Source organism: Nocardia sp. CA-120079 (assembly GCF_050955745.1).
GTDB lineage: Bacteria > Actinomycetota > Actinomycetes > Mycobacteriales > Mycobacteriaceae > Nocardia.
Window position 1 is genome coordinate 9,343,534 of record NZ_CP192088.1, and the last position, 18,134, is coordinate 9,361,667.

The following is an 18,134-nucleotide window of genomic DNA, read 5'->3' on the forward strand; positions in this document are numbered from 1 at the left end:
TCGGCCGCACCGCGCCCGGAGTCCGGTGCGGCGTTATGAGAGGTGTATTCGGGGTCGGCTCCGCCGACTGCGATCCCCCTAGATGTCGAGTTCCTCGACCGGCGGACGGTCGGCGATCTGGGCCACTCGCTCGTAGAGCTTGTCCGGAATCTTTCCCTTCAATTCGCCGAGCGAATCGACGATCTCGAAAATGAAGTCGCCCCAGTCCTGGTCGCCGACGCCGAGCATGCGACGCCAGTTCGTCAGATCCTTGACCCAGTTGGTGCTCTGCGGGTATTCGTCCCAGTTCGAATACTGGGCATGCATGACGAATTTGCCCTTCCGACTGCGATACACCCGGACGTGTTCCATGCGCTCTTCGTTCACGTCACGATGCTCGCCGAGCAGGGCGCCGGAGAAGCGGACCTGACGCACGCCATTGTGGCCGACCCGCAGCACTACCTCGTCGTAGCCCTCCAGCCTGCCCTCTTCCAGCTCGATGAACCGCCGCAGCGCGGTGGTCACCGCCCCCGAAAGGTTGCCGCCGACGAGTTCCTGCGCGCGCTGGAACAGTGGCAGGTCGTCATCGGCAACGTAGATCGTTTTGTTGGGCATGAACCCACTATACGTAGATGTATACGTACACGCAAGCAGTGACGGGTCACAAGAATCTCCCGACCGCCTCATGCGCGGAGTACATCTTGCACGAGGGATTGAACCGCTCAGCAGTCCAACTCGTAGTTCACGTGTACGCGATGCGTGACCGCGCCCGTGCCCGCCTTCGGCGGCACGGCAGGTCACTGCGAGAGGAGGGCCGATGCCGAGCAGGGTCGTAGATTATCTGGTTCGAGCGGTTTCAACCCTGGGGGTGCGCCACATCTTCGGTGTCGACGGCGCGAATATCGAGGATCTATACGACGCCCTATTCGATGCGCCCTACGACGTCGCGGGAATCGTTGCCAAGCACGAGTTTTCGGCCGCGACCATGGCCGACGGCTATGCCCGCTCGACCGGCGGACTCGGCGTCGTCGCCGCCACCTCCGGCGGCGGCGCAATGAATCTCGTTGCCGGACTTGCCGAATCGTTCGCATCCCGGGTGCCGGTATTGGCGCTGGTCGGACAGCCGCCGACCGCCCAGGAGGGCAACGGCGCGTTCCAGGACTCCAGCGGGCTCGCGGGCACCATCGACGCGGCCCGGATGTTCGGCGAGATCACTCAGTACTGCGCACGGGTGGAGACCGCCGCCGACCTGCCCGACAAGCTGGCCAGGGCGGTCGCCGCCGCCCGGCGCGGCGGACCCTCGGTCCTGTTGCTGCCCAAGGACGTACAGCAGAGCGATATCGGCGATACCCCGCCGTTCCGGCCGACATCGCCGACGCATCGGCGCGACGAAAGCGGCCTGGCTCGGGTGCGCGCCGCGCTGACCGCGGCACGCCAGGTCGGCAAGATCATGATCATCGTGGGCGACCAGATCGCCCGCGACGACGCCCGCGCCGAACTCGCTCGGCTGGCCCGCGCATTGGATGCGTCGGTGGGAGTCGCCCCCGATGCGAAGGACACCTATGACAATGCCGACCCCGCGTTCTGCGGTGTCGCCGGGAGTATGGGACATCCGGAGTTGTCGGCGGCATTGCGCTCGGCGGCCCTGTGCCTGATCGTCGGCACACCGATGCCGATCACCGCGCGCGCCGGGTTGGACGAACTGTTGGCCGACCGCACCGTCGCGCATATCGGTGTCGCCGCGCCCTATCTGTCCGCGATCCACGCCACCAGCACGGATCTCGCGCGAGATCTTGCCGAACTCGCGGACGAATTCACCGAAGGCATCGAAGAGAACCATCCGTATCCACCGCATGCTCTGACGCCGCTGCGGGTGCCCGAGTCGACCGGTCCGGGTGTGCGCTACCGCGAATTGGTCGAGACGATCGAGGCGCTATTGCCCGGGGGCACTGACGTTTTCGCGGATGCGGGCAATACCGGGGCGGCGGTGGTGCACCATTTGCGGGTGCCGCGCGGCGGCCGATTCGTGGTCGCGCTCGGCATGGGCGGGATGGGCTATGCGTTCGGCGCCGCGATAGGTTCGGCATTCGCACGCCATCGCGGACCGTCCGGAACCAGACGAACCATTGTCGTCGCAGGTGACGGCGCGTTCTACATGCACGGCATGGAGTTGCACACCGCGATCGAACACCAGCTGCCGGTCATCTTCATCGTGCTAAACAACAACGCGCACGCGATGTGCGTCACTCGCGAACAGCTCTATTACCAAGATCGCTACAGCTTCAACCGATTTCGGCCCACACAACTGGGAGCGGGCATCGACGCCATGTTCCCTGAACTTCCCGCGTACTCCGTCCGTACTACCGCAGACCTGGCCATCGTACTGGGGCGATGCGTCGAATCCGAAGGGCCGGCGTTCATCTCGATCGACGTCGACCCCGACGAAGTTCCACCCTTCATCCCGTTTCTCGCGACATTGGAGAAGCTCGACACATTGGAGAAAAGGCAGTGACAACAAGCGCCCTCCCCGCCCTCAGCGATATCCCGGAAGACGTAGTCCCCGGCGTGCTGCGGATCGAGAACTCAGATAAGGACGCAACCACTCCGATCATCATGGACATGCTGCGGTCGGTGTATCCGCACGACCAGATCTTCGGCGAATACTGTCCGGTGCAGGCGTATATCGCCGCGCCGCCGGATGAGGTGTGGGAATACCTGGCCGATACCCGCAGCCTGGAGGAGTGGACCTACAGCCTGCGCGGCTTCGTCGAGACCGAGGAACCGGGGCTGTGGCTGGCCTGGGACCGGCTCGGCCCGGCGACCAAGATCTTCACCCGCACTGTCGCGCACCGCGAGGGCATGACCGTCGACTACCACTGTGCCTGGGATCAGAGTCAGCACCTTTGGATGATCTACCTGCTGCGGGTGATCGATGCCCAGGTGGTGTTCAACAAGCCGGGTTCGGTGGTGCTGTGGGTGAACTGCCGTCACCCGTTCTACGACGAAAACCCCTATCCCGAAACGGCTCCCGAGAACCGGCCGGTATGGGTGGGCGACTTCTGGGAGATGTTCTCCGCCGGGCACCAGCTCGAGATGGACAACCTCAAGGCGATCTGCGAATACCGTGCGGCAAACGGTCTTCCGATCAAGCCCGACTGGATGAAGTGAGGCCGCGCCATGAACTTCTCTGATCCGAACGGCCCTGGACTGCCGGCCGTCAGCCTTGTCGATGTATCCAGCTATCTGCCGGGTGAGCCGGTCGGCACCGAATACTTCACGCAGTACAGCCGATCCGATCGGATGGCCAAGAACGTCATGTTCCGCTCGCCCAAAGCGCGCCACCATGTGGGCAGGGACGAGACCGCGGTGGACATGGTCGAACGTGCCGTCGCACCGCTGATCGAACGCCATGGTGCACAGGCGATCTCGGATATCGATGTGCTGATCACGCACACCCAGCTGCCGGACAATCCGGTGATGGGCTGCGGACCCGAGGCAGCCCGCCGCCTCGGGATGAAGCCCCGCTTCGTCTACGACGTGCACAACGGCGGCTGCGCGGCCTTCGTGCACATGATGGCCATGGCCAGGATGATCCTGCAGACCACCGACGCCCGCTCCGCGCTCATCGCGGCGACCCAGAACTGCGCGGGCCCGGTGTTCACCCAGACCGAGATCCGCAAGCTCGCCCAGGCACCGGTGCCCGGCGACGCCTGCGGTGTCGGACTGCTCGTCAAGGACGATTCCGCGCCGATCCTGGATATCGAATGCCGCACCTATCCCGAATTCGCCGGGGATATGGAGTTCTCGACCAATGGCGAGCGCAAGTACTGGGAGCCGGGCGAGGGGCAGGGCTGCGTCAGTTTCACCGAATCGAAGATCACCAAGGTGTTCGCACGCGGTAATCGACTGGTGCCGGAGGTGGCATTGGCGGTGTGCGATCGGATCGGGGTGAAGGGTCGCGATATCGACACCTTCGTCACCAATCAGCCGAACCGGCTGTTCCTGCGCAACTGGCACGATGCGCTGGAACTGCCGCCGGAGCGGCATCCGGACACCTTCGACCTGTGCGGAAACCTGTTCGCCGCAGGCATTCCGGTCACTCTCGATACCGAGAATCGAGCGGGTCGGCTGCGCAACGGCTCGGTGGTGCTGTTGTCGGCATTCGCGCACGCCGGTGATTTCGCCGGCGCCGCGGCGGTGCGCTGGGGTGCGGCGGGATGAGCGTGCGGGTGGCCGATGAATCTCGGCCCTCGCAACAGCACCGAAGTCAGCGGACGCAGGCTCGGTTCGATCTCAGCCTGAGCGAAAATCCCTTCCCCCCACTGCCTTCGGTACTGGTCGCCGTGAACAGCGTACTGGCGCAGGCCAATCGCTATCCCGAATTCCTGCCGCGTCGGCTGCCGAGGTTGATCGCGGGGCGCGTCGGGGTGCATGCGGATCAGGTGGTCGTCGGTTCCGGTGCGACCGGGGTGGCCATGCAGGTCATCCAGGCATTGACCAAACCGGGTGACGGAATCGTCTACGGTGCACCGACTTTCGACGGCTATCCGATCATGGCGGAGATGGCCGATCTCGAGGTCGTGCCGGTGCCACTGGATGGCGCGGGCAATCAGGATCTCTGGGCGATGGCGAAGGCCATCGACAAGCGGACCGGTTTGGTGGTGGTCTGCCGTCCGCACAATCCGACCGGCACCGTGATCTCGGCCGGCGAACTGAAGTCATTCCTGTGCTCGGTGCCGCGCCGGGTGCCGGTCGTCCTGGACGAGGCGTATGCCGAATTCCTCGGTGCCGCCGATCGGGTCGATACCCTCGAACTGCTCAATCGACATCCGAATCTGCTGGTCCTGCGCACCTTTTCGAAGGCATACGGACTGGCCGGTCTGCGCATCGGCTATACCTTCGGCAGCAGCGAGTTGATCAGCCGCGTCCGCAGGCTGCAGCTGCCGTTCGGGGTGAGTTCGGCGGCGGTGGCCGCGGTGGCCGCGTCCTACGCCGCCGAACCCGAATTGGCCGCGCGCATCCTGCGCATCACCACCGCACGCGAGACCCTGCGCAGTGCGTTGCTGCACCGACACATCGCCGTGCCGCGCAGCTACGCCAACTTCCTGTACCTGCCGGGCCCCGGCGTAGCAACGGCGCTGCGCCGGGCCGGCATCGCGGCCAAGGTATACCCCGACGGCAGCGCGCGCATAGCTGTCGGAGACACCGAGGCCGACAACGCGGTGCTGAAGGCGCTGGAATCACTGCGGTAGGTGGTGTTGGGAGCGGCGGCGTTCGCGGAACCCCTGTGGTTTCCACCGCGCCGCCGCCTCCAGGTTACGGCGATGACGTTGCGACTCGATCCTCGTGATCGCGCGGTGGTTCGATGGGAGGGTGATGCCGCGGCGGAAGTTCCAGGTGAATGCGGCGCCGGCGCGCGGGACGGCGAGCCGGGTGCTGTTCGGGTTCACGCTGGGGCGGCGTGCGGTCATCGGTCGCCAGACTGTCATCGAACCAGGTGGGACCAGTGGGTGGCACTATCACGATGGGACCCTGCTGGTGCTGGTCGCCCGCGGCACCCTCGACCATCCGGGCTCGGACTGTGTCCCGGTCACCTACCGGCGCGGCCGAATCTTCCGGGAACCCAGTGGCCCGTCCTATCCCCATGTGGCACGCAATCTCGGGACGACACCGGTGACGCTGTTCGTGCTGTACCTGAACCCGGTCGGCAGCCCGCTATCGCGTCACGTCGATCCGCCTGAGTGCGCCGAAAATAGCTCTGACTAGTTCCGTGCTCGCACCAGCGGACTCCCGCAGCAGAGAAGCCGCCAGAGAGATTCCGGCCGATTGTCATCTCGTTCGACTAGCTAGTGCCGGTAATCGAGATCCGCCGAGCGCAGTCATATGGCAGTGCTACGGGGCGTGTCCTGCCGCGTTTCGACTGCCCTCGGCGAGCGAGCCGGACCGGATGGCGCGACAACCTGTCCGGACGGGGCACCAGCTCGTTCGAGCGCGGCTCAGACCCGGGGCAACCGAGAATCGGGCGGTCTCCCGAACCGCACTCAGTTGGTCGGGGCGCAGGCGTCGCGCAACGAGCACGCACCGCAGGAAGAACCGCAGCCGCCGATCTCCTGGGCGGGAACGAGCTCCTCGGCCGCACGAGCTGCGGCATTCGCGCCCGCACCGAGGGTGAACAGTGCCACCGTGGCTGTGACCACCGCAACGATCAGCGCCGGGAAACCGCCTGCGGCCAGGGCGACGAGGCCGCCCGCGAAGAGCAGTGCGCCCGCGGCCACGGAGGTTGGGCCGGCGACGCGGTTTGCGATGCGGAAGGTTTCCTCGTCGTGCAGTGCCGCCTCGGTGTGCACCCCGACGAAGCGGTTGCGTGGCAGCCGACCGGTCAGTCCGAGCACGCCGGTTGCGATGGCGACCATGGCCAGCACGAACAGGGTGAGAGCGACGACGAACACCTCAGGAGGCTAGCGCACCGCCGCCACACCGGATCCAGCCCGGCCCGATTTTCGGTGTATAAGCCCGGACGTTCTACCCTGATAGACACATCTATGACGGGGATCGGCGAGAACAAGAAGGCAGGACCGTGGCGGACACTCGTGCAACCGAAAGCGATGTACCGGAGCACAGGTACAGCGCCGGCCTCGCCGGCCGCATCGAGCGCCGGTGGCAGCGGACCTGGGATGAGCGCGGGACCTTCCACGCGCCGAACCCGGTAGGCCCGCTCGCGGGTGCGACGCCGACGGACAAGCTGTTCGTCCAGGACATGTTCCCGTACCCGTCCGGCGCGGGACTGCATGTCGGGCATCCGCTCGGCTACATCGCCACCGATGTCTTCGCGCGCTATCACCGGATGCACGGCCGCAATGTGCTGCACGCGCTGGGCTATGACGCGTTCGGTCTGCCCGCCGAGCAGTACGCGGTGCAGACCGGTGCGCATCCGCGCCAGACCACCGAGTCGAATATCGCCACCATGCAGCGTCAACTGGACCGGCTCGGCCTGGGCCACGACCGTCGGCGCTCGTTCGCGACCACCGATCCGGAGTACTACAAGTGGACGCAGTGGATCTTCCTGCGCATTTACAACGCTTGGTACGACCAGGATCTGGACCGCGCCCGCCCGATCGCGGAACTGCGGGCACAGTTCGATTCGGGTGCCCGGACGACCCCCGACGGCCGCGCCTGGAACGATCTGACCGCCGCCGAACGCGCAGAGGTGCTGGACTCGTATCGCCTTGTGTACCAAACGGATTCGGTGGTCAACTGGTGTCCCGGTCTGGGCACGGTGCTGTCCAATGAAGAGGTCACAGCCGACGGCCGCAGTGAGCGCGGCAACTTCCCGGTATTCCGGAAGCGGCTGTGGCAGTGGATGATGCGCATCACCGCCTACTCCGACCGGCTGGTCGACGATCTGGACCGCCTGGACTGGCCGGAGAATGTAAAGGCCATGCAGCGCAACTGGATCGGGCGATCCCGTGGCGCGCAGGTGAAATTCGATGCCGACGGTCAGCAGATCGAGGTCTTCACCACCCGGCCCGACACCCTGTTCGGTTCCACCTACGTGGTGCTGGCACCCGAGCACGAACTGGTCGACAGGCTGACCGCGCAGGCTTGGCCCGCTGGTGTCGATCCGCGCTGGACCTTCGAGGACGCCGGTGACCCTCGGGAGGCCGTTGCCGGATACCGCAAGGCGATCGCGGCCAAATCGGATCTGGAGCGGCAGGAGAACAAGGAGAAGTCCGGCGTCTTCCTGGGTTCCTATGCGACGAACCCGGTGAACGGCGCCCAGGTGCCGATCTTCATCGCCGACTACGTGCTGGCCGGTTACGGCACCGGCGCGATCATGGCGGTGCCGGGACACGATCAGCGCGACTGGGAATTCGCCTCGGTATTCGGCCTGCCGATCGTGGAAGTCATTTCCGGCGGAGATATTTCGGCCGCGGCCTACTCCGGTGACGGCGCGCTGGTGAACTCCGATTACCTGAACGGCCTGGCCGTCGAGGAGGCCAAGGCCACCGTCATCGCGCGCTTGGAGGCCGACGGCCACGGCAAGGGCACCGTCCAGTACAAGCTGCGCGACTGGCTGTTCGCCCGCCAGCGCTACTGGGGTGAGCCGTTCCCGATCGTGTACGACGAGGACGGCGCACCGCACGCGCTGCCGGAATCCATGCTGCCGGTCGAACTTCCGGAGTTGGACGATTTCGCGCCGGTCACCTTCGATCCGAACGATGCCGACTCCGAACCGTCGCCGCCGCTGGCCAAGGCCACCGACTGGGTGAATGTCGAACTGGATCTGGGCGACGGGCCCAAGCAGTACCGCCGCGACACCAATGTCATGCCGAACTGGGCGGGCAGCTCCTGGTATCAGCTGCGCTACGCGGACCCGACGAACCCGGATGCGTTCTGCGCCAAGGAGAACGAGCAGTACTGGCTGGGTCCGCGCTCCGCCGAGCACGGCCCGAACGATCCCGGTGGCGTCGATCTGTACGTCGGCGGTGTCGAACATGCGGTGCTGCACCTGCTGTACGCGCGGTTCTGGCAGAAGGTGCTGTTCGATCTGGGTGATGTGAGCGGTTACGAACCGTACCGCCGCCTCTTCAACCAGGGCTACATCCAGGCGCACGCTTACACCGACGCGCGCGGTGCGTATCTGCCCGCCGCCGAGATCATCGAGCGCGACGGCAAGCACTACTTCCCGGATCCGACCACCGGCATCGAGATCGAGGCGTTCCAGGAGTACGGCAAGATCGGAAAGTCGCTGAAGAACGCCATCTCGCCGGACGAGATGTGCGATACCTACGGCGCCGACACCTTCCGCCTCTACGAGATGTCGATGGGGCCGCTGGATACCTCGCGGCCGTGGGCGACCAAGGATGTCGTCGGTGCGCACCGGTTCCTGCAGCGGGTGTGGCGACTGGTCGTCGACGAAGAATCCGGCGCGCTCCGGGTCACCGACGCGGCGCCGTCGGAGCAGACGCGGCGCCTGCTGCACAAGACGATCGCGGGTGTCGACGACGACTACGCCGCACTGCGCGATAACACCGCCGGTGCCAAGCTGATCGAGCTGACCAACCATCTGACCAAGAGCTACCCCGCGGGCGCGCCGCGCGAGGTGGTGGAGCCGGTGGTGCTGATGCTGGCGCCGATGGCACCGCATATCGCCGAGGAACTGTGGGAACGGCTGGGGCACAAGGAATCCCTGGCCCACGGCCCGTTCCCGGTGGCGGATCCGGCGCTGCTGGTCGAGGAGTCGGTGGAATACCCGATTCAGGTGAACGGCAAGGTGCGCAGCCGAATTCAGGTGCCCGCCGACGCCGATAACGCGACCATCGAGGCGACCGCGCTGGCCGATGAGAAGATCGCGGCAGCACTCGGCGGGAATGCGCCGCGCAAGCTGATCGTGGTGCCGGGGCGGCTGGTCAATATCGTCGCGTAAGCGCGATCCGCCCGCGCACGGATTCGCGTCCCGGCGAACGTACTCGCGTGCCGCGCACGGATATACCTCTCGCGCACGGATTTACCTGCCGCGCACCGGGTATGGCTCCGCGCACGGATTTACGTGCCGCGCACGGATATGCCCCCGCGCACGGATATCCGTGCCGCGCACGGATTTGCCGGGGCATTTCGTGCGCGACGGCAAAGAAGTGTGCGGCGCTATCCGGTGCAACCCTGGTCAGCGTGGTGGTAGCAATACGTCGTTGAGCGTCACCATCGAGAGGTTGCGCTCCTTGATGATGTCCACCAACTGCCCGTAGACGTGCGTAACCGCGGGGGCGTTCGCGTGCCCGATGATGATCGTCTGCGGATTGAAATACTTACGCGCGCACTCCAGTAGGTAATCCTCGGTGACCACGCCCGAGTCCGACAGCGAGCCGTACCACATGGTCGGCACGGTGTAGCCGAGATCCGCGGCGACCCGATCGACCGTGCCGTTGTGGCGACCGAACGGCGGGCGGTAATAGGGCGTGCCGTCCACACCGAAGTTGTTCCACAGGAAGGACTTCGCCCGCTCCAACTGCGAGGAGATGCCCGACGCGGACAGCTTGGTCAGATCGGCGTGGTCCCAGGTGTGATTGCCGAGCTGGATCTGACCGGAATCGACCAGGGGCCGCAAAGCATCTCGGTGGATCGCCCACGAGTCGTAGTAGGCGGTCACGAAGAAGGTGAACCGCGCGCCGGTATCCCTGGCGAATTTGATGTAGGCCCCGACGACTTCCGGACTCGCACCGTCATCGATCGTGAGCGCCATATTGGTGCCACCGCCCGGCAGTGCGGTGATGGTCTGGGCCGGAATCGGCGTCTTCGGTCCGATCGGCGGCGGGGGCAGCAGCGGCGCGGGCAGTATCGGCCCGCTACCCGCCGAACCACTGTTGAACGGCTCCCCCTCGGCCCGCACACAGCCGGTCAATGCCAGCGCGGTGCCTGTTGCAAGCATTGTCAGCAACCGACGTCTATCCACGATTCGAACCTTCTAGCTTCGCTCTATCAGCGCACCGCCGCCCCGTCGACGCAAACGCGCAGGTAACAGACGCGAGGCTACCGAGCGAAACTGTCTGCGAGCTGAACCTCGGCACAACATGTCAAGAAAACGACACCATCGCGGCCGCACATTCGGACGAAATCACAGTGAGCCGAATCAGTAGGGGCGCAGCACGATCTCGGTCGGATGGCCGTCGCGCGGTGTGTCGATCGCGGCACGCACGGTCACCGCAACCGTCTCCGGGCTCAGAAATTCCTCCGCGCGATACTCGCGACCCTCACCCGCGATGATCTCCCGCTGCATATCGGTATCGATGCGGCCGGGATGGATCGAGGTCACCCGCAGCGTCGGCTCCTCCAGCCGCAGCGCGTCACCGAACGCGCGCAGACCGAACTTGCTCGCCGCGTAGGAGGCCCACCCCGCATTCGCCCGCAATCCGGCACCCGAATTGATCAGCACCACATGACCGTTGGCCGCGCGCAATGCCGGCAGTAGCAGCCGAGTCAACTCGGCGATGGCAATCACGTTGGCTTCCAAGGTATTTCGCCACTGCCGCACCGAGGATTCGGCGATCGAACCCAGGTCCGCGATACCGGCGTTGTGTACCAACACATCCAGGCGTTGAATCGGCGAAACAGCTTCCGCCACTGCGGAATAGTCGGTCAACTCGACCGGCCATCCGGTGGCGCCGGGCAGTTCGCCTAATATCGCGCGCAGCGCCTCGGCCGAGCGGGCGCCGAGCAACAGATCGTGGGTCGGTGCGAGTTCGCGAGCGATCGCGGCGCCGAGCCCGCGGCTGGCGCCGGTGATCAGCGCGGTCGGCTTCGGTGTGCTGGTCACGGCGGTGGTCATGGAGTCACCGTATCGGCCACCGAAGCGGGCGGTAGCACTACCCGCAAGCGCGGCGATGGATGCATAAAGCGAATAAGTGGAATTCACGGACGGGGCATGCAGAGTGAGATCCGGCGCACAACAGCTGGCCACCAGGGCGCACCAGGACGAGACACGAGTCACTGAGCGGGCGTACTTGCGGGTGGCATCGCAAAATAGGGGGATGGCACACCCGGGTTTCACCCCAACACAGCTCGCGGCCCGCGCCGCCTACCTGCTACGGGGCAATGATCTGGGCACCATGACCAGTGCCGCACCCCGGCTGTATCCGCACATGTGGAGCTGGGATGCCGCCTTCGTCGCGGTCGGTCTCGCCCCGCTGAGTGTCGAGCGCGCGGTCATCGAACTGGACACCCTGCTTTCGGCGCAGTGGAAGAACGGGATGATCCCGCACATCGTCTTCGCCAATGGTGTGGACGGCTACTTCCCCGGCCCGGCCCGCTGGGAGTGCAAGAAGCTGGCCGCCAATGCCCCGGACGGTCCGGACACCTCCGGCATCACCCAACCGCCGGTGCACGCCATCGCGGTGCAGCGCATCCTCGACCATTCCCGCCGCCACGGCCGCAGCACCAGGGCGGTCGCCGAGGAATTCCTGAATCGGCGCTGGCCGGATCTGGTGCGCTGGCATCGCTGGCTGGCCCATGCCCGCGACCCCAAGGAGAGCGGCCGGATCACGCTGTATCACGGCTGGGAATCCGGGATGGACAATTCGCCGCGCTGGGATCGGGCCTATGCGAATGTGACGCCCGGCGATCTGCCGCCGTATCAGCGTGAGGATCTGCTGGTGGTCTCGGACACATCGCAGCGGCCAAGCGATCGCGAATACGACCGGTATCTGTGGCTGGTCGAGCAGATGCGCCGCGCCGGATACGACGACTATCAGCTCGCCTCGACGATGAGCTTCGCGGTGGAGGATGTCTTCGTCACCGCGATCTTCGCGCTGGCGTGTGAGGTTCTCGCCAATATCGGCGAGGAGTACAAGCAGCCGCATGCCGATGTCCGCGAACTGTATTCGTGGGCGGAGCGTTTCCGCGCGGGTGTGGTCGCGACTACCGACGCACGCACCGGCGCGGCCCGGGATTTCGATGTGCGACTCAAACGCTGGATCAATACCGAAACCCTTTCGATGTTCGCCCCACTGCTGTGCGGCGGCCTGCCCCGCGACACCGAACGCAGTCTGCTGCGACTGTTCGAGGGCCCGCGCTTCTGCGGCCATCCGGACCTGCGCTATGCCTTGCCGCCGTCCACCTCGCCGGTCTCCAAGGACTTCCGCTCCCGCGAATACTGGCGTGGCCCGGTCTGGCCGGTGATGAGCTGGTTGTTCTCCTGGGTCTTCGCCCGCCGCGGCTGGGCCGAACGCTCCTTCATGCTCCGCGCCGAGGGTCTGCGCCAAGCCAGCGACGGCAGCTTCGCCGAATACTACGAACCCTTCACCGGCGAACCGCTCGGCAGCATGCAGCAGTCCTGGACCGCGGCCTCGGTTCTGGACTGGCTCGGCTGACGCATCCGGGCCGGTCGCGACAATGGGGGCCACTATTGAAGTAAGCGGCCCCGACGGGCGGCGAGTGAATACTGCGCAAATACCTCAGATGTAACTCTGGTCACATCGATTGATGGTCGCTATCGTCGAACAGCATGGATAGTACTCGTTGGAGATCCACCCGCGCTGTGGCGCTGTCCGCGATCACGATGGGCAGCATTCTGATGGCTACTTCGGCGGGCACGGCGGTGGCCGAACCGAGCGGGCCCGATGTGTCGTCGTGGCAGCATGTCGACGGCCGGTTCATCGACTGGTTCGCGGTGCGTAGCGCGGGGCACTCTTTCGCCATGCTGAAGGCGACGGAGGGCGTGAATTACGTCAACCCGTATTTCGTGCCGGACAGCTTGCTGATGCGGGCGGCGGGAGTCGCGCGCGGGACGTATCACTACGCGCGACCGAATCTGCCGCCGGAGCCGCAGGCGGCGCTGTACGCGACGGTAGTGCTCGGACAGAACGGGCCGCTGGATCTGCCGCCGGTGCTCGATCTGGAAAATACGGGCGGACTCGGTCCGGCCGCACTGATCGACTGGACGCATCGGTATCTCAATACCGTGCAAGCCCTGACCGGACGGGTGCCGATCGTCTACACCTATCCGAATTTCTGGAAGTCGGCCATGGCGAATACCAATGAATTCACCAGGTATCCGCTCTGGATCGCCGACTACCGCGGCAACGAACAACCCGAAGTCCCGGGTGGCTGGCCGGCGTGGACGTTCTGGCAGACCACCGACAGCGGTCGCATTCCCGGTATCGCGGGCGGTACCGATGTCAACGTGTACAGCGGCGCCCAAGGCGATTTCGCGCGCTACGCCAATATGGGCTGAACAGCACGAAACCGCTACTCCCTGCAGGTTCGAGTAGCGGTTTCGTGTGTTGCGCGGGAAATCGACTAGGCGCCGATTCGCCCGCCGCCCTTCTTCCACACCGAGACAACGGCGGGTCTGGGCAGACTATCGCCACCATCGGGCCAATGCGAGGCGGGCTTTTCCGCGGTCGCGTCATCACGCTCGCCCGGATGCTGGACGCACACGGTCACCCGCTGCTCCGACACCGTCGGACCGCAGGTCTCCGCGCCGAACGGGACGGTCAGGAATTGTTTGGTCTCTCCGCGATTCGGCCCATCGAGCACCACCGAGAAGAGGCCGTCGTTGGCGCCGTTGGCGCGTGAGGCATCGGTGGAGATCCACAGATTGCCGTAATCGTCGAAGGCGAGATTGTCCGGTGCCGCGATCGGGCTGACCTTGGCCTTGTCGAAACCGGCGAAGTAGGTGTCGGTGGTCTTCGGATCACCGCACAGCATCAGGATATTCCAGGTGAACGTGGTGCCCGCGTGATCGTCGTCGAGTTCGAGCACCTGCCCGAATTTATTGATGTTGCGCGGATTCGCCTCGTCGATGGCGGGCTTGCCCTGCGCGCCACGCTGCTCGTTGTAGGTCAGCGCGACATAGACCTTGCCAGACTTGGGATTCGCCTCGAAATCCTCGGGGCGGTCCATCTTGGTGGCGCCGACCTTATCGGCGGCCAACCGGGTGAATACCGAAACCTCTTCGGCGGTGAAGCCGTCCACCTTCGAGGTGGCCTTGCCGTCCTCGCCGGTGACCAGTAGCGGAATCCACTGGCCGGTACCGGTGAAGCCCTTATCCGAGGGCACCGTGCCATTGCCGTCGATCTTGTCCGGGTGATCGCCGGTGAATTTCGCGACGTACAGCGTGCCCGCATCCAGAATCGTCAGGTTGTGCCGCATGCTGGCCTGGCCGTTGCCGGACTGCACCTTTCGCGACGAGACGAACTTGTACATGTAGTCGAAGCGCTCGTCATCGCCCATATACGCGACCACGGTGCCGTCCTTGGCGACGTGAATGGTCGCGGCCTCGTGCTTGAACCGGCCGAGCGCGGTGTGCTTGATCGGCGCGGCCGCGGCATCCCACGGATTCACCTCGATGACCCAGCCGAATCGGTTCGCCTCGTTGGGTTCCTTCGCCAGATCGAAGCGCGATTCGTGCCGCTCCCATTTGCGCTCGGAGGCGCCGTTCGGGAAGCCGTAGCGCTTGAGCCTGGCCTTGGCGGCCTCGTCGGTGACCTTATCGCCGTTGGCGAAGTACTGGTTGACGTTCTCTTCACCGGAAAGGACTGTGCCCCAAGGGGTCAGGCCGCCTGAGCAGTTGTTGAGGGTGCCGAGCACCTTGGCGCCGGACGGGTCCGCGCTCGTCTTCAAGAAGGCGCTGCCCGCGGCTGGTCCGGTGACCGTGAATTCGGTGGTGCCGGTAATGCGACGGTTGTATTTGCCGAATTCCGGCGTCAGCTTGCCGATTCCGGATTCGCCCTTCACCTGGACCACCGAAAGACCGTGCGCGGCAATGGCGGTCTGGTAGTGCTCGAGTGCGGGATCTTCCTTGTTGTAGCCCTTGAACATCTGCGGTTCGGTGGTGTACTCGTGATTCACCACCAGCAGGTAGGTATTCGCCTGCCCTTCGATGGGCAGTAGCGCGGCGAAGTCGTTGTTGAAACCGAACTGTTCGGCCTGCGCGGCGGCGGACTGGGCATTCGCGTCGAACTTCGGCGCGTCGGCGAACAGCGGGTCACCCCAGCGGATCACGACATTGTGCTCGTAGCCTTCCGGAATGACCAGTGCGTCATCGGAATTCGCCGCGACGGGTTTGAAGTTGGTACCGACCGGCACACCGTCGACCAGCGAGCCACCCGCCGCCAATTCGACCTTGTCGTCTCCGCAGGCCGCGAGCACACCGGTCGCGCCGACCGCGACCACAACCCCCGCACTGCCCTTCAACATGCCGCGCCGCGTCAGCGCCGCGCGCACCATATCGCCGAAGTATTCGTTCTCGGAGGTGTTCGGAACCTCGTGGAAGCAGGCGTTGCCGCATTTGTACTGACAGGTGATGGCCGAGCGCTTCGGCTGGCCGTCCCGCTTCACGAACAGGGCAAGGGGCTTCGGTGTCACGACTGCGCCTCGCTAGCGCTCGGCTCCGTCGTGCCACCGATGTGGCCTCTGCTTATGGTTCGCTCGCTCACGACAAACTCCTGACATAGTGCTGACCGGCGCACCGTAAGCCGCTCAGGCAATCCACAGGAAACAGTCAGATGAACGACCGACCAATTAGGTGACCCTCAAATCGTGTATCGCGCTACTCATGTGCGACTCTCCTCGCAGGAGGAAGATCGGGATCAAGGACATGAGTACACAGAGAGAGGAGTGGTGCGATGACCTTGTCCGGAGGAAAACCCCAGCTCACCTCTAAGGCGCTGGATTATCTCGATTCGATTCTCGCGGGCGCGGTGGCCGAGGCCCGCGTCGTACTCGTCGACCACGACCATATGGGCGAAGACGGCGACGGCGGCTGCAACAGGTGTACCCACCCCACCTGTGTCGGGTTCATTCCGGGCGGTGGTGCGGTCTGCAAGCGCCCCACCTGCCAGCACAGCTTCTTCAGCCACCGCGTCTTCTGACGCAAACAAATATTGCTCCCGTTCGGTGATGAACGAGAGCAACATTCTGCGCCGGGGCTACGCATTGACTTGCAGTGCGATCACGACCTCTTGTTCGTTCTCCGGCAGATAGTGCACCTGGATGATCCGACCGACCTGCACCTGGGCCACGCTGGCGGGCGGCAGGAACTTGTCCACGCTCGCGGTGAAAGCCGTTCCGTCGGGCCGGGTCACCACCAGGCCGAGCTCGATCTTGGAATACCCGTTACGAATCTCGCCGGGCACCGCAAGCGATTGCACGACGGCCTGAGCGGTAATGCCGCGCTCGGCGATATCGAGTTTGGCCTTGGTGGTGAAGCCCTTTCGGATCATGGATTCGTTCATGGCGCGCTGGGCTGCCGACCTATCGCCGGAGCGGTCGACCTCGACCTTGTCGGTGCGATCGGGCAGATAGCGCACCGGCAGCACGACACCGGGCTGCAGCAGGGCGAGCTCGGTCAGCGGAACGATCATTTTGGCGTGCGAGTGGAAGATCTTGCCGTCGACGCCCTCGACGCTGAAATCGATGCGGATCTGCGGCTGGTCATTGACGGTGAGCCCGGTCTGGCGGAAGGACTTGATGGTGCCGATGCCGACCAGACCATCACGGAACGCCGAGCTGTTGTTGTTGCCGGTGAAGGCCGCCATGATGCCCTCCCCAATGCCCTCGCCGGTGCAGGCGAAGACCATCGCGACGATGGTCAGGGCGATGATCGGCAGCGCCATCTGCGGCCCGACCCAGGCGAGCGTGCCGTCATCGAAGGGGCCGTAGCTGGTGTAGGTAAAACCGTGCCAGAGGTAGTAGCCGATCGAGAGGACGAAGAAGGCAGCGGCGAGCGAACGGGCGATGTTTTTCATGGTTTTCCCTTGTGTATGAAGAGGTTTGCCCCGCTCACGCCCCTTGATCAAGGGGCGTGAGCGAGCGCCGGCGAGCGAACTGAAGACACAGCGCGCCCCCGCGCACGGCAGGAGCCGAGCGTCAGCGAGGCGGAGCCGTGAGCGAGCGTCAGCGAGGCGGAGCCGTGAGCGAGCGTCAGCGAGCGAACTGAAGACACAGCGCGCCCCCGCGCACGGCAGGAGCCGAGCGTCAGCGAGGCGGAGCCGTGAGCGGGATGGTGGTGGGGGTCAGCCGCCGACCACGGTGGAGCAGGCGAAGGTGATGTCGAATTTCGAGCTCTTCGGGCTTGCGGTCGGATTGGTGAGGTCGGGCGCGCCGACGCCCTCACCGGTGACCTTGTAGGTGTTGCCGTCCTTGACGACCTTGGCCGAACCGCCGGGCATGCCGTTGCCGAAGCCGAGGGCGTAGGGCAGGCCGTTGGCGCCGCCCTTGCTGCCCGCGACCGCGACGGCCTGGACGTTGTCGGTGCCGGTGATGGAGGCGCTCACGCTCAGGGTGCCGTAGGTGGCGTTGTTGGTGTCGCTGAGTGCGAGGGCGAGCGTGCCGCCCTGCTTGGCGCAGGTGGTCTCGAACTTGCCGTCGAGGGCCTTGCCGTCGACCGCGGCGGTCGACTTGCCCGACCCCGGTGCCGGGGCGGCCGAGGTGCCCGGCTTGGCAGAGGTGGTCGGCGAGCTGCCCGAATCGTCACTGCATCCGGTGACGAAGAGGGCGAATGCGGCGGCCGAGGCGGCGAGGGCGGCGGAGATGCGGACCGGCTTGGTGTTCATGATCTGTTCCTTTTGCTTCGTTCGGCTCCGGTGTTGGGCCGATACGAGAAAGGTAGGAATCGAACGCGCCCTACCGATCCCAGGTTTTTCGGAGTCTGAAACAGA

At 65.2% G+C, this 18,134-nt stretch carries 16 protein-coding genes; 9 read left to right on the forward strand and 7 right to left on the reverse strand.

Going from position 1 to position 18,134, the window contains the following annotated elements:
* Positions 1 to 78: 78 nt before the first annotated feature.
* On the reverse strand, positions 79 to 594 hold the full coding sequence (locus ACQPYR_RS42150; RefSeq protein WP_040697293.1) for an EXLDI protein: 516 nt from the start codon (positions 592 to 594) through the stop codon (positions 79 to 81).
* A 202-nt stretch (positions 595 to 796) separates the two neighbouring features.
* On the opposite strand from ACQPYR_RS42150, the gene ACQPYR_RS42155 reads away from it, so the two are divergent.
* The 5 genes from ACQPYR_RS42155 (at position 797) to ACQPYR_RS42175 (ending at position 5,745) form a co-directional block, all read left to right on the forward strand.
* Complete coding sequence (locus ACQPYR_RS42155) at positions 797 to 2,491, forward strand: thiamine pyrophosphate-binding protein (RefSeq protein ID WP_433625594.1); 1,695 nt, start codon at positions 797 to 799, stop codon at positions 2,489 to 2,491.
* Entirely contained in the window at positions 2,488 to 3,147 is a 660-nt protein-coding gene (locus ACQPYR_RS42160; protein WP_433625597.1) for an SRPBCC family protein, read from the forward strand. Before ACQPYR_RS42155 ends, ACQPYR_RS42160 begins: the two co-directional genes overlap by 4 nt.
* Before the next feature lie 9 nt (positions 3,148 to 3,156).
* Positions 3,157 to 4,200 (forward strand): 3-oxoacyl-ACP synthase III family protein, encoded by a 1,044-nt coding sequence (locus tag ACQPYR_RS42165; protein WP_433625600.1) that lies wholly within the window; start codon positions 3,157 to 3,159, stop codon positions 4,198 to 4,200.
* Positions 4,197 to 5,231 (forward strand): aminotransferase class I/II-fold pyridoxal phosphate-dependent enzyme, encoded by a 1,035-nt coding sequence (locus ACQPYR_RS42170; protein WP_433625602.1) that lies wholly within the window; start codon positions 4,197 to 4,199, stop codon positions 5,229 to 5,231. The genes ACQPYR_RS42165 and ACQPYR_RS42170 overlap by 4 nt, the downstream gene beginning before the upstream one ends.
* Before the next feature lie 124 nt (positions 5,232 to 5,355).
* Positions 5,356 to 5,745 carry a cupin domain-containing protein gene (locus tag ACQPYR_RS42175; RefSeq protein ID WP_433625605.1) on the forward strand — a complete coding sequence of 130 codons (390 nt, stop codon included), beginning with the start codon at positions 5,356 to 5,358 and terminating at the stop codon, positions 5,743 to 5,745.
* 275 nt (positions 5,746 to 6,020) lie between these two features.
* Here ACQPYR_RS42175 and ACQPYR_RS42180 read toward each other — a convergent pair whose 3' ends face one another.
* On the reverse strand, positions 6,021 to 6,428 hold the full coding sequence (locus tag ACQPYR_RS42180) for an SdpI family protein (RefSeq protein WP_433625607.1): 408 nt from the start codon (positions 6,426 to 6,428) through the stop codon (positions 6,021 to 6,023).
* A gap of 128 nt (positions 6,429 to 6,556) precedes the next feature.
* Between ACQPYR_RS42180 and leuS the strand changes: the two genes are divergently transcribed.
* Positions 6,557 to 9,406: a leucine--tRNA ligase gene (leuS, locus tag ACQPYR_RS42185; protein ID WP_433625610.1), complete on the forward strand. Its 2,850-nt coding sequence runs from the start codon at positions 6,557 to 6,559 to the stop codon at positions 9,404 to 9,406.
* A 237-nt stretch (positions 9,407 to 9,643) separates the two neighbouring features.
* Here the strand turns inward: leuS and ACQPYR_RS42190 are convergent, their stop codons facing one another.
* Positions 9,644 to 10,414: a polysaccharide deacetylase family protein gene (locus tag ACQPYR_RS42190; protein WP_433635403.1), complete on the reverse strand. Its 771-nt coding sequence runs from the start codon at positions 10,412 to 10,414 to the stop codon at positions 9,644 to 9,646.
* 192 nt (positions 10,415 to 10,606) lie between these two features.
* The gene (locus ACQPYR_RS42195; RefSeq protein ID WP_433625613.1) at positions 10,607 to 11,302 is read right to left on the reverse strand and encodes an SDR family oxidoreductase; all 696 of its coding nucleotides are present in this window, start codon (positions 11,300 to 11,302) and stop codon (positions 10,607 to 10,609) included.
* A gap of 202 nt (positions 11,303 to 11,504) precedes the next feature.
* On the opposite strand from ACQPYR_RS42195, the gene ggh reads away from it, so the two are divergent.
* The gene (gene ggh / locus ACQPYR_RS42200; protein WP_357481901.1) at positions 11,505 to 12,842 is read left to right on the forward strand and encodes a glucosylglycerate hydrolase; all 1,338 of its coding nucleotides are present in this window, start codon (positions 11,505 to 11,507) and stop codon (positions 12,840 to 12,842) included.
* Positions 12,843 to 13,030: 188 nt separating this feature from the next.
* A complete protein-coding gene (locus tag ACQPYR_RS42205) occupies positions 13,031 to 13,705 on the forward strand; it encodes a glycoside hydrolase family 25 protein (RefSeq protein WP_433635404.1) in 675 nt (224 codons plus the stop codon).
* Positions 13,706 to 13,770: 65 nt separating this feature from the next.
* On the opposite strand, the gene ACQPYR_RS42210 is transcribed toward ACQPYR_RS42205, so the two are convergent.
* Positions 13,771 to 15,840 carry a PhoX family protein gene (locus ACQPYR_RS42210; RefSeq protein WP_433625616.1) on the reverse strand — a complete coding sequence of 690 codons (2,070 nt, stop codon included), beginning with the start codon at positions 15,838 to 15,840 and terminating at the stop codon, positions 13,771 to 13,773.
* Positions 15,841 to 16,100: 260 nt separating this feature from the next.
* On the opposite strand from ACQPYR_RS42210, the gene ACQPYR_RS42215 reads away from it, so the two are divergent.
* The gene (locus ACQPYR_RS42215; protein WP_433523562.1) at positions 16,101 to 16,346 is read left to right on the forward strand and encodes a hypothetical protein; all 246 of its coding nucleotides are present in this window, start codon (positions 16,101 to 16,103) and stop codon (positions 16,344 to 16,346) included.
* Positions 16,347 to 16,403: 57 nt separating this feature from the next.
* Here ACQPYR_RS42215 and ACQPYR_RS42220 read toward each other — a convergent pair whose 3' ends face one another.
* Both ACQPYR_RS42220 and ACQPYR_RS42225 read right to left on the reverse strand, forming a co-directional pair.
* Positions 16,404 to 17,222 (reverse strand): hypothetical protein, encoded by an 819-nt coding sequence (locus tag ACQPYR_RS42220; RefSeq protein ID WP_433635405.1) that lies wholly within the window; start codon positions 17,220 to 17,222, stop codon positions 16,404 to 16,406.
* Between the two features lie 267 nt (positions 17,223 to 17,489).
* Complete coding sequence (locus tag ACQPYR_RS42225) at positions 17,490 to 18,029, reverse strand: lipoprotein LpqH (protein WP_433625619.1); 540 nt, start codon at positions 18,027 to 18,029, stop codon at positions 17,490 to 17,492.
* Positions 18,030 to 18,134: the final 105 nt, after the last annotated feature.